This is a genomic window from Streptomyces sp. NPDC001100 (assembly GCF_053598575.1).
The window spans coordinates 13,195-30,321 of the sequence record NZ_JBSFKO010000047.1 but is presented as its reverse complement, the minus strand read 5'-3'; the positions used below and the strand labels follow the sequence as shown (position 1 = coordinate 30,321).

The following is a 17,127-nucleotide window of genomic DNA, read 5'->3' as shown; positions in this document are numbered from 1 at the left end:
CTTCTGCGTCGTTTGGGTCGTTGTCAGACCGAGGACCTAGTCTGTGCAGCGTGACTTCGCCTGCATCGACGGACAGCGTTCCGCCCCAGTTCAGCGCGGGGCCGCGCCCCGCCCCGGGCCCGGCCGCCGACGAGGGACTGGCGCGGCGACTTCGCGCGCTCGCCTGCACCGCGCCGCTGCACGACCTCGACGCACGCAAGGCCAATCTCGCCGGCGAGTACTCGGTCTATGGCATGGCGGAGGTGGCCCTCGCCGCCATCGACCTGGTCACCCTCAACATGGACTTCGACACGGGTGCCGACCACGACCAGATAGTGGCCAGGCTCATCCCGCGCATCGCCGCCCAGGCCCCACAGCGCCCCGTGACCGAGCACGAGCGCGTCGCCCGCTGGGTCCTGGAGAACCTGATCAACGTCGGCAGCGTGGACCGCGGCTTCCGCACGGTCTACGGCACCTTCGCCCAGGACGGGACCTATGTGCGCCGCGACTACGACTTCAAGCTGATCGAGGAGGTCCCCGGCTACGGCGGCAGCGTCTACCTCCGTACGACGGACGAGGCCGTCAACGTCCTCGTGGGCGCCCTCGACACCGACGTCACCAGCGCGCAGATCGCCGCCGAGGTCAAGCTGGAGGTACTGATCAGCCGCGGTCGGCTCGCCGACGCCCAACTGGCCGCCGAGCAGGCCCGGTACCGCACCGTGCAGTACTCGGAGACCCTGCGCCGCGCCCTCGACGCCACCCGGCGCAACGTCCGCGCGGTGGACTGGCTCAACGCCGTGCCCGACATGATCGCCGAGGCACTCGACCACGTGGCCGACCGCTACCGCCACGAGAACGCGATCCTCACCAACATCCGCAAGGCCCGCGACGAGTCCGAGGACCCCGAACAGAAGCGCCGCGCCGCCGAGTTGGTCGACATCGTCAAGGACTGCATCCGACGGCACACACAACTCCAGTCGCGTCTCCTGGAGGCCGGACCGCTGTTCCGCGCGGAGCAGGACCGGCAGGCCTTCGCCACGCCCATGACGACGTCGGGGATAGACCTCTACGGGCATCTCGTCTCGCCGGTGCTGCCGCTGCCCCTGGAGCAGGCGATCCGGGTCACCGACGCGTTCTTCGCGCGCGGGACCGGGCTGCGCACGCCGGTGTCCGTCCGGGTGGGCGACCTCGTCGACATACTGCTGACGCCGCCTCAGGAGCGGGAGCACCTCGGTGCGGAGATGCCGGAGCCGGATCTCATCGCGACACCGGACGACAGCCGGTTCAGTGAGGAGCAGTTGGCGGCGGCGATGGAGCTGCTCGATCTGCCGGCGGACGCGCCGCGGAGGCTGTCGGGGTTGCTTGCCGATGCGCGTCGCCAGGATCCCGAACTGCCTTATCTGGTCGCCCTGTTGGCTGTGCACGCGGCCAGCCCGCCGGTCGGTACCGCGTATCGCCAGGGGGAGCCGAAGCTGTTGTTCGCCGTGGACGACGGGACCGAGCTGGACGATCCCGAGTTCGGTGGGGCCGATCTCATCGTGGGGATGGCCCTGTTGGACGCGGCGGGGATGGCGGCGGGCAGGACGGAGGCGGCGTAAGGCGTGAACGACCGCGACGTGAACCACCGTTACGTGAACGACCGCTGTATGAAGAACCTCAGCAAGGAGCCCCGACCGTGAGCGAGCACGTCGAATGGAGTGAGCCGGAGGCCGCCGCCGCGCCGGTGACCGCCGCTGTCACGCCCGCCGACGCCGCCGACGCGGCGCGGCTCGTCGCGTTCGGGCTGCAGCCCAAGCTGCAGCCCGCGCGGGACCAGGAATACGCCGAGCTGCTGCGCCGGTACCGGGAGGATCCGCCGTTCGCCCGGCTCGCCGATGCCGTGGCGGCGGGGCTCGGTCTGGTCGTACTGGAAGTGTCCCCGCGCGCGGGGATGGCCGTGACCGCCGCCGAGGACTCGGTGTTCGCCGTCCGCATGGGCGACTACGCGCGTCGTACGGCCGCCGACTCCGCGGACCGCTTCCTGCACGGGCTCGCGCATCTCTCCGTCGCCGCGATGGCGTTCCCGCGCCCCGAGGACCTCGCCGACGACGGGTACATCGGCCGCGTCACGGTCAACGGCGTCGACGCCTTCGTGCGGCAGGCCTGTCGGCGCCTGGAGGAGCGGGCCGACGAGCAGGGCATGAACACCGACCCGGCCACCGACGCGCCCGGCCTGGAGGCCGCCTGGCGGATCTGGGTCAGACGCAGCTCGACCGGAGCCACCAAGGACGCCCGCAGACTCGCCGGTTCGACCACCGGCATCGTCGGCAAGGCCGCCGCGTTCCTCACCGACTCCGGCTTCCTCCAGCGCACGGGCGACGACAACGGCGGTACGTACCGCACGACCGCCCGCTACCAGCTCCAGGTGCGTGACATGGCAGGCAGCGCCGCCATGGCCGAGCTGCTGGAGCTGGGCGTCGTCCCGGTCACCGACGGCACCGCGAGCCTGCTGCCCGCCGAGGACACCGAGGACCTGGAGCTGGTGGCCGACGCCGGACTGCCGTTCCACTCCTGAACCCAGCCCCTCCAGAAGACCCACGAACCCCCCACACCTGCCGAAGACTTACGACGAGAGTCCGCCATGTACGAGCTGTCCCGGGTCCGCCTCTACTCCATCGGGCCCGCCGGTGCGCGCTACGCCGACACCGTGCTTGACCTGCGAGGCGTGGGCAAGCCCGTGCCCGACCCCGCCCCCACCCAGGCGGAGTTCTTCGAGGACGAGCCCGTCGGCCCGCCGCGCCGCCCCGCGCCCGCCGGTGTGCTCTTCCTGGAGAACGGCGGGGGCAAGTCCGTCCTGCTCAAGCTGATCTTCTCGGTGATGCTGCCGGGACACCGCAACACGCTCGGCGGCGCCAGCTCCGGTGTGCTGCGCAAGTTCCTTCTCGCGGACGACTGCGGGCATGTCGCCCTGGAGTGGCAGCACACGCTGACCGGCGAGTGCGTGGTCGTCGGCAAGGTCAGCGAGTGGCGGGGGCGTCAAGTCTCCAACGACCCGCGGAAGTTCGCCGAGGCCTGGTACTCGTTCCGGCCCGGTCCGGGGCTGAGCCTGGACAACCTCCCCGTCGCCGAGGCCACTTCCGTACGGCCGCCCGTCGAGGGCGCGTCCGGCGCGCAGGGCCGCCGGCGCACCATGAAGGGCTTCCGGGACGCCATCACCGAGGCCGGCAAGGCGTATCCGCACCTCGAAGTGCACTGGGAGGAGATCCACGACCGCTGGATCGAGCACCTGGGCGACCTCGGACTCGACCCCGAACTCTTCCGCTACCAGCGGGAGATGAACGCCGACGAAGGTGAGGCCGCCGGTCTCTTCGCGGTCAAGAAGGACTCCGACTTCACCGACCTGCTGCTGCGCGCGGTCACCGACACCCGCGACACCGACGGGCTCGCCGACCTGGTCGGCGGCTTCGGCAACAAGCTGGGACGGCGCGCCGAACTGATCGCCGAACGGGACTTCACGGCCGGGTCCGTGGACCTGCTCGGCCGGATCGTCGAGGCCGCCGAGGCGCGGGCACGCGCGCGTGACATCCACACCGGCGCCGAACGCCGTACCCGCACCCTGGCACGCCGGTTGTCCGCGCGGGGCGCGCAGGAGCGGGTCAGGGCCGCCGACCTCGCGCAGCGGGTCACGGCCGCCGCGTACGCCGTCACGCACTCCGAGGGGGCGCGCGAGCGCAGCGCGCTGATCGCCGCGGAACTGGCCTACCGGCATGCCTCGTTGGCACTCGCCACCACGGAGAAGTCCGCCGCCGCGCAGAAGCGCGAACTCGCCGACGCCCGCACCCTGCACTCCGCCTGGCAGGCCGCCGAGGCCGTCCTGCGCCACCGTGCCGCCGCCGATCGCTCCGCGCGCGTGGCCGTCGCCATCCGCGAGGCCGAGCGGGACGCCGCACCGGCGCTCGCCGCTCGCGCCAAGGCAGCCGTCGATCTCGTACGGGCCCTGCACGAGGCCGCGGAGAACGCCGAGAACCTCGCCAACGAGGGCGAGGAGCGCTCTGCCGCCCTCCAGGAGGTCGGCGAGACCTCCCACCGGGACGCGACCTCCGCCGCCACCGAGGCACAGCGCGCCCGCAGCGAGATCGGGCATCTGCGCCAGCGTCTGTCCGAGGTCGAGCAGGAGACCGCCGAGGCGGTACGCGCGGGCTGGCTCGACGACAGCGCCCCCGACGCCGACCCGGCTCGCGCGGCCCTCGCCGCGAGCGACGCCGAGAAGACGGCCGTGGCCGCCTGGGACACGGCGCGCGAGGCATCCCGCCGGGCGTCCGAGCACGCCCGCGAGGCCGCTTCGGCGGAGTCCCGTGCGGAGCTGACGGCGGCCCGTGCGTCCGACGCGGCGACCGCCGCCGAGCGGACCTACGACGCGGAACGGCGCCTCGCGGAGGGGCTGGCGGGGGAGGAGCGGCTGGCGGAGCTGCTCAGCCTGCCCGGTGCCGGTGGTGCCGGTGGTGCCGGTGGTGCCGGTGGTGTGCCTGTGCCGCGCGGGGCCAACGAGGTTGCGGCGAGCGGCAGTTCTGCCGCCGACAGCGCCTCCCTCACCCACTCCGGCACCACCAACCCCACCCGCCCCCTCGCCGAAGGCGCCCTCACCCCGGAGGAACTCGACCGCTTCGCCGACGAGTTGCGCGAACTGCTCGACGACGGGGTCGCCGCCGGCGAGCGCCAGCTCTTCGACCTGCGCACCGCCGCCGCCGACGACTCCCGGATCCTCGGCGCGCTCGGTGACGGCGGGCTGCTGCCGCCCGGCCCGGACGTGTTGGCCACCGTCGAGTACCTGGGCGAGCACGGCATCCCGGCCCTGCCCGGCTGGCGCTACCTCGCCCAGGCCGTCGACCCCGTCGACCACGCGCGCGTGCTGGCCGCCCGGCCCGAGCTGGTCGACGGTGTGATCATCACCGACCCGGACACGCACGCGCGTGCCCGCGAGGTGCTCAGCGACGCGGCCCTGCTGCCCCGGTCCGCCGTGGCCGTCGGTACGGCCGCCGCCCTGCTCGCCCCGACCCCGGCGCCCGACGCGCAGAACAGCACCTCTTCCGACGTGTTCCTCGTCCCGCCGAACCCGGCCATGCACGACGAGCACGCCGCCGACGAGGAGCGGCAGACGCTGCGCGCGCGGGCCGCCGAGCGGGACGAGGAGATCCGCGCGCTCGCCGCCCGGCTCGGCAAGGACCGGGAGCTGGCGGCGCGGCTCGCGTCCTGGCGCACCGGCTGTCCGAGCGGGCGGCTGGTCGAGCTGGCGCAGTCCGCGCGGGATGCGCGCGCGTTCGCCGAGGAGGCCGAGGCCGAGCTCGCCGAGGCACGGACCCTGCGCGCCGAGGCCGACGAAGCCGCCGCCGAGGCAGCCCAGGTGCGCGACGAGCGGCAGGAGACCGCGCAGAAGACCCGCCGTGCCGCCGACGCCCTCGCCGGACTCGCCTTCCGGCTGCGGGAACGCGCCGGCTGGCAGGTCAAGCTGCGTGAACTCGCCGACGAGGCAACCGAGTCGGAGGCCCGCGCCCAGTCCTGCCTGGAGCGCGCCCGCGCCGCCGACGAGGACCGCCGCGCCGCCCAGCGCGCGGCCGACGACGCCCGCCGTACGGCACGTGCACTGCGCGCCGAGCGCTCCGAGATCGCGGGCGCCCCCGACGACGTACCGGCGGACGGCCCCGACGCTCCGAAGCCGTCGCTGCCCGCCCTGCGCGAGGCCTATCGGGCCGCCTCCCAGCTCTACGAGAAGGTCGGCGTCGGCGCCGACCTGCGGGCCGAGCAGGCGCGGGCGGAGAGCGACGAGAGCGCGGCGATCGCCGAGTTGGACCGGCTCAGCAACAAGGTCCGCACCCGCGCGGCCCAGCTGTTGGAGTCACCCGACGGCTCCGACGGGCCGTCCCGGCAGGCCGCCGCGGCGCGCGCCGAGGAGCTGGTGCAGCTGCTGGAGACCCGGGTGTCCAACGCGAGCGAGCAACTCGGGCGGTTGCGCGGCGAGGCCGAACGGCACGCGCCCGAGGACGGCGAGGCACACACCGAGCTGGCCGAGGAACTGGTCCCGCGCGACGCCGAGCACGCCCAGGCACTGCTGCGCACCGCCACGGCCGAAGTCGCCTCCCGCACCGACGCGTTGGGCCAGGCCCGCGAGGCGCACGCCGAACTCCTCGACGCCCACCGCGCCGCCGAGGACGGGGCCGGCGGCTTCGACGAGACCGCCGCGATGCTGCGGGACCTGCTGCGCGAGCACTCCTCGGACGAGGATCAGGAGGAGCCCGAGCCGTACCCGGGCAGCCTGGAGGAGGCCCGGCACTCCGCGGCCGAGGCCCGCCGCTCGCTGCGCGGCTGCGCCGCCGACCTGTCCGCCGCCGAGGGCGCCGTACGGGAAGCCGGCGATGTGCTGGTGCGGCACGCCAACTCCACGCGGTACGAGCAGGTGCGGACCCCCGCGCGGCAGCAGATCCGTGAGTTGCCGGCGTCCTCCCTGCCCGAGCACGCGCAGAAGTGGGCCGACGCCTTCGCGCCCCGACTCCGGGTCCTCACCGACGAGTTGGCGCAGTTGGAACGCAACCGCGACTCGATCGTGGACCGGCTCCGCGGGCTCGTCGAGTCGGCGCTCGCCACCCTGCGGTCCGCGCAGCGGCTGTCCCGGCTCCCGGAGGGGCTCGGCGAGTGGTCCGGGCAGGAGTTCCTGCGCATCCGCTTCGAGGAGCCCGACCAGGCCACGCTGACCGAGCGGCTCGGCGAGGTCGTCGACGAGGCCACCCGCGCCGCCGTGAAGAAGAACTCCGACATGCGCCGCGACGGAATGTCCCTGCTGCTGCGGGGAGTTGGCGCGGCGCTTGAGCCCAAGGGCGTTGCCGTCGAGATCCTCAAGCCGGATGCCGTACTCCGTGCCGAGCGGGTGCCCGTCGGGCAGATGGGCGACGTGTTCTCCGGCGGTCAGCTGCTCACCGCGGCCATCGCCCTGTACTGCACGATGGCCGCACTGCGCTCGAACGACCGGGGCCGCGACAAGCACCGGCACGCCGGCACGCTCTTCCTCGACAACCCCATTGGACGGGCCAACGCCACCTATTTGCTGGAGCTGCAGCGCGCCGTGTCCGACGCGCTCGGCGTCCAACTCCTCTACACCACCGGCCTGTTCGACACGACGGCACTGGCCGAGTTCCCGCTGGTGATCCGGCTGCGCAATGACGCCGACCTGCGGGCCGGCCTCAAGTACATCAGCGTGGAGGAACACCTCCGGCCGGGACTGCCGCAGCAGGCCCCCGCCGGAGAAGGGGAGTCGGTGCACAGCGAGATCACGGCGACCCGCATGTTCAAGCGACCGGCGCCGACCGCCCCGTAGGCGAACCTCAGGAGTGGGACTGGGACAGCTGCCCGGCACCGCCCTTGCGGGCTATCCGCTCCTGCGCCCGCCGGGTGGCCTTCGCCTGGCGCTGGGCCCGACGCCGTTCACGGCGGAGGGCCCGTGCCGTGCTGCTGGGCTCCGAGACGACGCCGTTGCGCTGGTTCCACATCTGGCGGGTCACCCAGACATCGAGGGCGCCCCAGGTGGCCACCACCGTGCTGACCACGCTGCTGATCACCATCGGGAACGCCAGCCAGGACCCGGCCATCGTGCACAGGAACGCCACCGTCGCCTGGATCAGCGTCACGGCGATGATGATCACCGCCCGTACTGCCGCCGTACGCACCGGATCGGGCAGCCGCCGCCGACGCGCGGGCTCCTCGATCCACAACGGCCTGTAGTACTCCTGCTGTTCGGCTGTCGCGCGGGCCGCACGCGGCCTCTCGAACCCTGCCGCCTTCGGTGCGCCCGAGCGCGCCGGAGCCTCGCCGTCCCCCGTCGACCGCGCCGCCGCGCCGTCCTCAAGCACCTCTTGCCGCTCCGCCGTGCCCATCAACGTGTCCTCCCCACCGCCGGTACACCACTCGCTCCCGAGTCCGAAGACTCCGGCTCCCCAGTGGGTGCCCGGCCTGCCCTGTTTTACGCCGCCCGGATGCGGATGCGGCTCCTGTGGCCGGTTCCGCACCCATATCCCGTAGAGAAAGACGAACAACATCCCGCGAAGATTCCCAAGGAACGAAAATTTCCAGCCAACTGGCCAAGTGGGTCGATCCGGTCAGGTCCGGCGAACGTCGCGGAATCAGGGCGGCAATCTCCCGCAATGCCCTGACACCTCCCCATGTCCGGTCCCTGGTGCGGAAGTTCACGCTCCGGACAGCTCTTCGAGTTACCTGTGTGTCAGTAGTAGGCTCGCGCCGTTTGTTGACGCACATGTGTACCCCCGGCCGGCGGGGGTCCAGCTGGGGGAGGCCATGCGCTTTCGCGGGAAGTCCATCCGCCGGAAGATCGTGGCGCTCCTTCTCGTGCCGCTCGTGTCCCTGACCGCGATCTGGGCGTTCGCCACGGTCCTCACCGGTCGGGCGGCCGGAGACCTGTTCAACGTGTCGTCGGTCGTCGAGAAGATCGGCTACCCCACCGAGGACACGGTCCGCGTCATCCAGCAGGAACGGCGCCAGTCGCTGGTCTATCTCGCCGACCCGCGCGCCGCCGACGGCCTCACCGACCTGAAGCGCAGCCGCACCGCGACCGACGAAGCCGTCGCAAAGATCCGCAGGAACGCCCGGAACCCCGACGTCCGCGACGCGATGGGCCAGGCCACCGACAGCCGCGTCTCCGCCGTGCTCGACGCCTTCGACGGCCTGCAGTCCCTGCGACGCAGCGTCGAGGACGGCACCGTCAACCGCGCCCAGGCCCTCGATCTGTACAACCGCCTGATCGACCCCTGCTACGTGCTGCTGACCAACCTCCACGTCGTCGACAACGTGGAGATGGACAAGCAATACCGCGCCCTCGTCAACCTCGCACGCGCGCGTGAACTCCTCTCCCGCGAGGACGCGTTGCTCGGTTCCTCGCTGATCGTCGGCAAACTGACCCGGGACGAGACCCGCGCGGTCTCCGACCTCGTGGCCCAGCGCACCCTGCTGTACGACATCAACCTGCCGCTGCTGCCCTCCTCGGAGCGCGACCACTTCGACCGCTTCTGGAAGAACGCGGCCAGCGCCCCGCTGCGTGTGGCCGAACAGGCCGCCGTCTCCTCCGGGTCCGGCGAGCCCCGCAACGTCACCGCACAGACCTGGAACACCGCGGCCGGTGCCGTGCTGGACAAGCTCGGCACCCTCGACGACCAGGCCAACGACCGTTATCAGGACCGCGTCCGCCCCGTCGCGATGAACGTCATCCTCAAGGCCGCCGTCGCCGGTGTCCTCGGCCTGATCGCCCTGCTCCTCTCGCTCTTCCTGTCCGTGCGCATCGGCCGCGGTCTCATCCGCGACCTGCGCCAACTCCGCCTGGACGCCCACGAGGCGTCCGGTGTCCGGCTGCCCAGCGTGATGCGCCGCCTGTCTGTCGGCGAAGTCGTCGACGTGGAGACCGAGGTCCCGCGCCTGGAGTACGACCGCAACGAGATCGGCGAGGTCGGCCAGGCACTCAACACCCTGCAGCGCGCCGCCGTCGAAGCCGCCGTCAAACAGGCCGAGTTGCGCTCCGGCGTCTCCGAGGTCTTCGTCAACCTCGCCCGGCGCAGCCAGGTCCTGCTGCACAAGCAGCTCACCCTGCTCGACACCATGGAGCGCAGGACCGAGGACACCGACGAACTCGCCGACCTGTTCCGCCTCGACCACCTGACGACCCGTATGCGCCGCCACGCCGAGGGCCTGGTGATCCTCTCCGGGGCCGCCCCGTCCCGGCAGTGGCGCAAGCCGGTCCAGCTCATGGACATCGTCCGCGCGGCCGTCGCCGAGGTCGAGGACTACGAGCGCATCGAGGTCCGCCGGCTGCCGCGGATCGCCGTCACCGGCCCCGCCGTCGCCGACCTCACCCACCTGGTGGCCGAACTCCTGGAGAACGCCACGGTGTTCTCCCCGCCGCACACCGCCGTCCAGGTCCTGGGGGAGCGGGTCGCCAACGGCTTCACCCTGGAGATCCACGACCGCGGCCTCGGCATGGCGGCCGAGGCACTCCTGGACGCCAACCTCCGGCTCGCCGAGACACCCGAGTTCGAACTCTCCGACACCGACCGGCTCGGACTGTTCGTGGTCAGCCGGCTTGCCCAGCGGCAGAACGTCCGCGTCTCCCTCCAGCCCTCCCCGTACGGCGGCACGACCGCCGTCGTGTTCATCCCCGACGCCCTGCTGAGCGACGAGGTCCCGGACACCAACGGCATCGGCTTCCGCCTCGACCGGCCCCAGCCGACGAAGGAGGCCGAGTTCGAGGAGGGGCACCGCTCCGCGCTCTCCAAGGTGCCCGTGAAGCTTCCCGGCCTGCCGCCCGCCCTCCTGGACGGGCCGGTCGAACTGGAGGCCCCGGTCGACCTGAACGCCCCCGCCGGCTTCCCGAACGCGCTCGACGACGGGGACGCCGGGCGCGGCGAGGTCTTCCGCCCTCGCCGCCCGGGCCTCCGGGACGACCTCGCCCCCGTCCGCCCCGTAGACCCGCGCCAGCAGCTCTCCGAGGCCCACGACGGACCGCGCGCGGATGCGGGCGCCCAACGGGGCGAACCGCTTCCGCTGCCCCGTCGCCGGACGCCCAAGCTCGTGAGTTCCCATGGGCGCCCGGTCGTGGAACAGCGTTCCCGAAGGGACCCGGGGGACTCCGGAGACGGTGGATTCGACGGTTCCTCGGAAGCTCCGAACACAGGTCGATCCGAAACGGACGGTCCGGCACCGCTGCCGGCCCGACGGCGCGGTGACACGCCGCTACGGCGCCGCACCGACGTGCCCGTCGGGCGCGCCGAGACCGCTCCGGGGCGCGGACTCGGTGAACCGTCCGAGGCTCCGGCCCTTCCCCGACGCACCCGGCGTGCCGAGATCGCGTCCAGCGTTCCCGACTCCGAATCCTCACCGCGCGGAACCGGGCCCGACCCCGGGGCGTTGCCCAGACGTGTGCGCCAGGCCAACCTGGCCCCGCAGCTGAAGAAGGACCCCGAACGGCGCACCACGAGCCCGGCGGAGGTCGTGGAGCGCGACGCCGACGAGGTACGCAGCCGGATGGCCTCGCTCCAGCGCGGCTGGCAGCGCGGCCGCGAGGAGAACGCCGAGGGCGACGACGCCCAAGGCGGCACAGCACAAGGAACTAAGGGGGACGGTCGATGACCGCACCAAAGGCGACCGGCCACGACACGACCGACCAGCGCGGACTGAACTGGCTCCTCGACGACCTCGTCGAGCGCGTCGCCAGCATCCGCAAGGCGATCGTGCTCTCCGGCGACGGTCTGCCCACCGGCGTGTCCCAGGATCTGACCCGCGAGGACAGCGAACACCTGGCCGCCGTGGCCTCCGGCTTCCACAGCCTCGCCAAGGGTGTCGGCCGGCACTTCGAGGCGGGCAGCGTACGGCAGACCGTCGTAGAGCTCGACGAGGCCTTCCTGTTCGTGACGGCCGCCGGTGACGGCAGCTGCCTCGCCGTCCTCGCCGACGCGGACTCGGACGTCGGACAGGTCGCCTACGAGATGACACTGCTCGTGAAGCGGGTCGGTGTGCATCTCGGCGCGGCTCCGCGCACCGATCTGTCCTCCGGCGGGTAGTGAAGTGACATGAGCAGAGACGGTCAGGGAAGAGGCCACTGGTTCGACGACGAGGCCGGACCGGTCGTCCGTCCGTACGCGATGACGCGCGGCCGTACCACCAGCGCGGGACAGCACCGCCTCGACCTGATCGCGGTGGTGGTCGCGGAGTCCCGGGCGGACGACTCCGAGGCGGACCAGGCGCTGTCCCCGGAACACGTGGACATCGTCGGTCTGTGCCGTGACGCCCCGCAGTCGGTCGCCGAACTCGCCGCCGAACTCGACCTGCCCATCGGCGTGATACGGGTCCTCATCGGAGACCTCGTGGACGGGGAACTCGTCCACGTCTCACGGCCCGTACCCCCGGCCGAACTGGTCGACGAGAGTATTCTCCGCGACGTCATCAGCGGCCTCCGGGCACTGTGACCGGCGCGGACCCGACCCGCGCCCCCCTCATCAAGTAGGACCCGCCCCCCATCAAGCAGGAGAAGAGATCGATGATCTTCGGGCGTTCTGAGCGAGGCAAGCCTCCGGTCGAGCCCGTCACGCTCAAGATCCTGGTGGCCGGCGGCTTCGGCGTGGGCAAGACCACCCTCGTCGGCGCGGTCAGCGAGATCAGGCCGCTGCGCACGGAGGAACTGCTCACCGAGGCAGGACGTCCGGTCGACGACACCAGTGGGGTGGAGGGCAAGCACACCACCACCGTGGCCATGGACTTCGGCCGCATCACCCTGCGGGACGACCTCGTGCTCTACCTGTTCGGCACACCGGGTCAGGAGCGCTTCTGGTTCATGTGGGACGAGCTCTCCGAGGGCTCGCTGGGCGCCGTCGTACTCGCCGACACCCGCCGCCTGGAGGACTGCTTCGCGGCCCTCGACTACTTCGAGCGGCGCTCCATACCCTTCGTCGTCGGCGTCAACTGCTTCGCGGGCGCCGCCCGTTATCCGGTGGAGACCGTACGGCAGGCCCTGGACCTCGACCAGGACGTACCGCTCATGCTCTGCGACGCGCGCGACCGGTCGTCGGTCAAGGAAGTCCTCATCGAGGTCGTCCAGCACGCGATGGCCTACGGCGCGAAGCGCCGCCAGAGCGTCACCAGCTGAGCCGCGGGCGCGGCCCGTACCTCCGCCGACCGGGGTACGAGCCGCAGCTCCTCGAAGGACGCACGCGCGTGTGCCTCATCAACCACGCGCGCGTGCCTAGTTGTCGCCCTCCTCCAGCCAGCCGAAGCTCTTCTCCACGGCCTTGCGCCAGTTGTGGTACTCGCGGTCCCGCACCGAGGACTCCATGGAAGGCGTCCACTCGACGTCCTTCTGCCAGTGCGACTTCAGCTCGTCCAGGCCGTTCCACACACCGGTGGCTAGCCCGGCCGCGTAGGCGGCGCCCAGGCAGGTCGTCTCGGAGACCTTGGGCCGGATCACCGGCACGTCGAGCACGTCGGCCTGATGCTGCATCAGCAGGTTGTTCTTGGTCATGCCGCCGTCCACCTTCAGGGTGGTGATCTGCACCCCGGAGTCCTGGAACATGGCGTCCACGACCTCCCGCGTCTGCCAGCTCGTCGCCTCCAGCACCGCGCGCGCGAGGTGCGCCTTCGTGACGTACCGCGTCAGCCCGGTGACGACACCGCGCGCGTCCGAGCGCCAGTAGGGGGCGAACAGCCCGGAGAACGCGGGCACGATGTACGCGCCGCCGTTGTCGTCCACGCTCTCGGCCAGGGGCTCGATCTCGTCGGCGGTGCGGATGATGCCGAGCTGGTCCCGGAACCACTGAACGAGCGCGCCCGTGATGGCTATTGATCCCTCCAGGCAGTAGACCGGCGCCTCGTCGCCGATCTTGTAGCCCATCGTCGTGAGGAGCCCGTTCTTCGAGGGCACCGGCCGGTTCCCGGTATTGAGCAGCAGGAAGCTGCCCGTGCCGTAGGTGTTCTTCGCGGTGCCCACGTCGTAGCAGGCCTGCCCGAACACGGCGGCCTGCTGGTCGCCCAGGGCCGATGCCACGGGCACGCCCGCGAGCTGGCCGACCGCGGTGCCGTAGACCTCGGCCGAGGACCTGATCTCGGGGAGGATCGCCTCGGGCACGTTCATCGCGGAGAGGATGGACGGGTCCCACTGGAGGGTCTCCAGGTTCATCAGCATGGTGCGCCCGGCGTTCGTCACGTCGGTGACGTGCCGTCCGCCGTCGGTGCCGCCGGTGAGGTTCCAGATCAGCCAGGAGTCGATCGTCCCGAAAGCGATCTCGCCGCGCTCGGCGCGGTCCCTGAGACCGGGCACGTTGTCGAGCAGCCAGGCCGCCTTGGGCCCGGAGAAGTAGCTGGCGAGCGGCAGTCCGGTCTGTTCGCGGAACCGGTCCGGCCCGTCCGAGCCGCCCAGTTGCTTGCACAGGGGGGCGGTGCGGGTGTCCTGCCACACGATGGCGTTGTGCACGGGTTTGCCGGTGGCGCGGTCCCAGAGGACCGTCGTCTCGCGCTGGTTGGTGATGCCGAGCGCGCTGAGCTGGTCGGCACGGAGTCCGGCCTTGGCGATCGCCCCGGCGACCACCGCCTGCACCTTGGACCAGATCTCGGTGGCGTCGTGCTCCACCCAGCCAGGCTTCGGGAAGATCTGGCGGTGCTCACGCTGGTCGACGGCGACGATCGCGCCGTCCTGGTTGAAGACGATGCAGCGGCTGGAAGTGGTGCCCTGGTCGATTGCGGCGACGAACCTGTCCGTCATGACGACCCCTTTGTCGTTTCCTTCGGATCCTTCAGAGGGCTGCTCTCGGATGACTGCTCGAACACTGTTGTCAGAAGGCCGCGTTGAAGATGACTCCGGCGAGCGCCCCGCCGATCAGTGGCCCCACCACCGGGATCCACGCGTAACTCCAGTCCGAGGTCCCCTTGTTGGGGATCGGCAGCAGCGCGTGGACGATGCGGGGGCCGAGGTCCCGGGCCGGGTTGATGGCGTACCCGGTGGGCCCGCCGAGCGACAGACCGATGCCGACCACCAGGAAGGAGACGACGAGTACCGCCGTGCCGGACGTGCCCAGTCCCTTGGTGAGCCCGAAGGCCAGGATGGGCAGGACCAGCGCGACGGTCGCGATGATCTCCGTCATCAGGTTCGCCACGACATTGCGGATCGTGGGCGTGGTGGAGAAGATCCCGAGCGTGGGCTGCGCCATCTCCTCCTCGGCGTTGGCCTGGAACTGCGCGAAGTAGACCAGCCAGCACAGCACCGCGCCGAGCATGGCGCCGACCATCTGTCCCGCGATGTAGAGCGGGACCTTGTCCCACTTCCCGGTGTCGATGGCGATCCCGATCGTGACCGCCGGATTGAGCTGACCGCCGGACAGCGGCGCGGCCGTGTACGCACCGGCCATCACGCCGAAGCCCCATCCGAAGGCGATGACGATCCAACCGGAGTTCTGTGCCTTGGAGTAGTTCAGTACGACGGCGGCGACCACGCCGGCGCCGAAGAGGATCAGGATCGCGGTGCCGATGACCTCACCGACGAATATGTCTCCGTTGCTCATGGCGGCTCCTAGGCCCGGGCCCGGGACGGTCGGCCCCGGTCCTCCGTGCAGGGTGCGGTTCCCTTGGCGACTTCAGCCGAAGGCAGGGAGGGTCCCGAGCCCCGCCCGGCGTCCGTGACGAGCGTGCCGTCGCAGCCGAGATCGCCCGTGGGGGAGTGGGCCCGAGCGCGGGTGCGGCCCGCGCGGCGCAGTGCCTGGTACGCCGAGAATGTACGGCGATGTCGACCGACACCGGGAAGTGTTCACCGGTGCCGAAGGAGCGTCAAGGTCGCGGACGGCAACGGTGACACCCGCCCTGACGGCCCCTGGAGCCCCGTAGGACGCCGCAGGATCCGCTCAGTGCCCGCGGGGCTCCGCCGCCGTGCGGGAGGCCCGTACGGGCACCGTGGGGGCGCCGCACAGGATCTCGTACCCGTCCAGCCCCGCCCGGCCCAGCACCCAGCTCGTGCCGTCCAGCGCCTTCGCCGCCTGCTTCAGCGGAGCCAGCGACGCCGCCGCCTGCCGGTGGTCGGTCACGCTGCCCGGGACGCACAGCACGGTGGCCAGGGACAGCGTCACGGTCCGGCCACCGGCCGCCCAGGGCACCTCCAGCACGGTCGCGGCGAGCGGCTCCAGCCCCTCCGGATCGGTGAGCACCAGGAAGTCGTCGCCGCCGATGTGCCCCACGCGCGTGTGCCCGGACGCCGTCAACTGCAGCGCTCGTCCCACCGAGCGGATCAACTCGTCGCCCGCCGCGAACCCGGCCCCGTCGTTGACCTGCTTGAAGTGGTCGACATCCAGCCAGCTCAGCGCGAACGTCCGGCCGTCCGCGATCCGCCGGTCCACCTCGCCGGTGATCGCGTCCGAACCGGGCAGCCTGGTCAGCGGGTTGAGACCCGCCGCCTCCTCCACCCGCGTCTCCGCCAACGCCCGTACCAGGTCCGCCAGCCGTACGACGCCCACACATCGCCCGTACCGGTCGACGACCGCCACGTCGTCCGACGTACGGTCCGCGTCGCCGACCGCGACGACGTCCAGGACCTCCCAGGCGGTCGCGTCGACGCCCACCGTCCGCGGTTCGTCCCCGAGTTTGGCCGCGGGCCGGTCGGCGTACAGGGCGTGGCCGTAGCGCCCCGACATCGACAGCAGGAAGCGGGACCGGTGCACCGACCGGACCGGCACCCCGTCCCGGTCCACGAGCACCACTCCGGAGACATCGGGCGAGCCGGTCAGCAACGCCCGCACCTGGCCGGCGGACGCGGTGTCGGGCAGCAGTGCGGCCGGCCGCACGAACTCCCGTACCCACGGCCCCGACGACTGCGTCATGGCGAGACCGGGGACACGGGGTGGAACGTATACGTCCGCCGCCGGGATCCGCGTCGGTGGCGCGAACAGCTGGCCCTGCGCCAACTGGGCCCCGGCCGCCCGGGCCTGAGCGCACTGCGCCTCGGTCTCCACCCCCTCCACGGACAGCAGGGCGCCCAACTCCTCGCACAGGGTCCGCATGGCGCGCACCGCGGCCGGCCGCTCCAGCAGCGACGCGTCGAGCTTCACCAGGTCGGGCGCGAGGTCCGTGAGCAGCCGCAGGGGTACGTCACCGTCGCCGACGCCGTCCGCACTGATCCGGAAGCCCTCGCCGCGCAGCGCGGACACCGCCTCCAGGAGCGCCCGTCGCGGCACGTGCGTGAACGGTGGGACGACGTCGACCGTCACCTCCCACGGCAGGCGTCCGGACTCGCGGACCGCGCTGTGCAGCGCGGTGAGCCCGCCGAGGTCGGCGAGGGTGCCGGCGAACACATTGATGTGCAACGGCAGCAGCGTCTCCTTGCGGGCGGCGGCGCGGACCGCCAACACGGCGAGCTTGCCGTCGAGTTCGGGATCGCGGCGGGCCTCGGCCAGGATGTCGCCGGTCTCCGGGCGGACCAGCACCTCCAGGCCCGCGATTCCACCGGTGGTCAGATTGACCACCGGCTGGAAGGCGAAGCGGAGAGTGTCCGTCCTGGAGCGCACGGCAGCATGATGACGCCACCGGCGTACGCCCAGGCCCAGTTCATTAGACGTTCACGCACCTTGCGGGCCGATCGCGCCGGTTGGG

General features: G+C 71.8%; 11 protein-coding genes. 7 read left to right on the top strand and 4 right to left on the bottom strand.

The features are described from left to right. Window positions 1-50 precede the first annotated feature (50 nt). The 3 genes from ACWDEW_RS42590 (at window position 51) to ACWDEW_RS42580 (ending at window position 7,324) form a co-directional block, all read left to right on the top strand. Entirely contained in the window at window positions 51-1,577 is a 1,527-nt protein-coding gene (locus tag ACWDEW_RS42590) for a hypothetical protein (RefSeq protein ID WP_093624351.1), read from the top strand. A gap of 77 nt (window positions 1,578-1,654) precedes the next feature. Then, on the top strand, window positions 1,655-2,533 hold the full coding sequence (locus ACWDEW_RS42585) for a hypothetical protein (protein WP_450520790.1): 879 nt from the start codon (window positions 1,655-1,657) through the stop codon (window positions 2,531-2,533). Between the two features lie 66 nt (window positions 2,534-2,599). Further along, entirely contained in the window at window positions 2,600-7,324 is a 4,725-nt protein-coding gene (locus ACWDEW_RS42580) for a hypothetical protein (protein WP_450520789.1), read from the top strand. A 7-nt stretch (window positions 7,325-7,331) separates the two neighbouring features. Here the strand turns inward: ACWDEW_RS42580 and ACWDEW_RS42575 are convergent, their stop codons facing one another. Continuing rightward, window positions 7,332-7,880 (bottom strand): hypothetical protein, encoded by a 549-nt coding sequence (locus ACWDEW_RS42575; RefSeq protein WP_450520788.1) that lies wholly within the window; start codon window positions 7,878-7,880, stop codon window positions 7,332-7,334. A gap of 418 nt (window positions 7,881-8,298) precedes the next feature. Between ACWDEW_RS42575 and ACWDEW_RS42570 the strand changes: the two genes are divergently transcribed. The 4 genes from ACWDEW_RS42570 to ACWDEW_RS42555 all read left to right on the top strand — a co-directional run bounded on the left by ACWDEW_RS42570 (window position 8,299) and on the right by ACWDEW_RS42555 (window position 12,649). Continuing rightward, window positions 8,299-11,136, top strand: a complete 2,838-nt coding sequence (locus ACWDEW_RS42570; protein WP_450520786.1) for a nitrate- and nitrite sensing domain-containing protein — start codon at window positions 8,299-8,301, stop codon at window positions 11,134-11,136. Then, a complete protein-coding gene (locus ACWDEW_RS42565; protein WP_093624343.1) occupies window positions 11,133-11,567 on the top strand; it encodes a roadblock/LC7 domain-containing protein in 435 nt (144 codons plus the stop codon). The genes ACWDEW_RS42570 and ACWDEW_RS42565 overlap by 4 nt, the downstream gene beginning before the upstream one ends. A gap of 9 nt (window positions 11,568-11,576) precedes the next feature. Then, window positions 11,577-11,972, top strand: coding sequence for a DUF742 domain-containing protein (locus ACWDEW_RS42560; protein ID WP_450520784.1), 396 nt, complete (start codon window positions 11,577-11,579; stop codon window positions 11,970-11,972). Between the two features lie 71 nt (window positions 11,973-12,043). Beyond that, on the top strand, window positions 12,044-12,649 hold the full coding sequence (locus ACWDEW_RS42555) for a GTP-binding protein (RefSeq protein ID WP_450520782.1): 606 nt from the start codon (window positions 12,044-12,046) through the stop codon (window positions 12,647-12,649). Window positions 12,650-12,745: 96 nt separating this feature from the next. Here ACWDEW_RS42555 and glpK read toward each other — a convergent pair whose 3' ends face one another. The 3 genes from glpK to ACWDEW_RS42540 all read right to left on the bottom strand — a co-directional run bounded on the left by glpK (window position 12,746) and on the right by ACWDEW_RS42540 (window position 17,042). Beyond that, complete coding sequence (glpK, locus tag ACWDEW_RS42550) at window positions 12,746-14,257, bottom strand: glycerol kinase GlpK (RefSeq protein ID WP_450520780.1); 1,512 nt, start codon at window positions 14,255-14,257, stop codon at window positions 12,746-12,748. Window positions 14,258-14,327: 70 nt separating this feature from the next. After that, window positions 14,328-15,053, bottom strand: coding sequence for an MIP/aquaporin family protein (locus tag ACWDEW_RS42545; RefSeq protein WP_362982694.1), 726 nt, complete (start codon window positions 15,051-15,053; stop codon window positions 14,328-14,330). 336 nt (window positions 15,054-15,389) lie between these two features. Beyond that, window positions 15,390-17,042 (bottom strand): EAL domain-containing protein, encoded by a 1,653-nt coding sequence (locus ACWDEW_RS42540; protein WP_450520779.1) that lies wholly within the window; start codon window positions 17,040-17,042, stop codon window positions 15,390-15,392. Between the last annotated feature and the right edge of the window lie 85 nt (window positions 17,043-17,127).

What these genes read in the sequence shown, in the direction of transcription:
- ACWDEW_RS42580 (WP_450520789.1), top strand. Translation starts at nt 2,600, where the DNA reads ATGTACGAGCTGTCCCGGGTCCGCCTCTACTCCATCGGGCCCGCCGGT.
- ACWDEW_RS42575 (WP_450520788.1), bottom strand. Translation starts at nt 7,880, where the DNA reads ATGGGCACGGCGGAGCGGCAAGAGGTGCTTGAGGACGGCGCGGCGGCG.
- ACWDEW_RS42570 (WP_450520786.1), top strand. Translation starts at nt 8,299, where the DNA reads ATGCGCTTTCGCGGGAAGTCCATCCGCCGGAAGATCGTGGCGCTCCTT.
- ACWDEW_RS42565 (WP_093624343.1), top strand. Translation starts at nt 11,133, where the DNA reads ATGACCGCACCAAAGGCGACCGGCCACGACACGACCGACCAGCGCGGA.
- ACWDEW_RS42560 (WP_450520784.1), top strand. Translation starts at nt 11,577, where the DNA reads ATGAGCAGAGACGGTCAGGGAAGAGGCCACTGGTTCGACGACGAGGCC.
- ACWDEW_RS42555 (WP_450520782.1), top strand. Translation starts at nt 12,044, where the DNA reads ATGATCTTCGGGCGTTCTGAGCGAGGCAAGCCTCCGGTCGAGCCCGTC.
- glpK (WP_450520780.1), bottom strand. Translation starts at nt 14,257, where the DNA reads ATGACGGACAGGTTCGTCGCCGCAATCGACCAGGGCACCACTTCCAGC.
- ACWDEW_RS42545 (WP_362982694.1), bottom strand. Translation starts at nt 15,053, where the DNA reads ATGAGCAACGGAGACATATTCGTCGGTGAGGTCATCGGCACCGCGATC.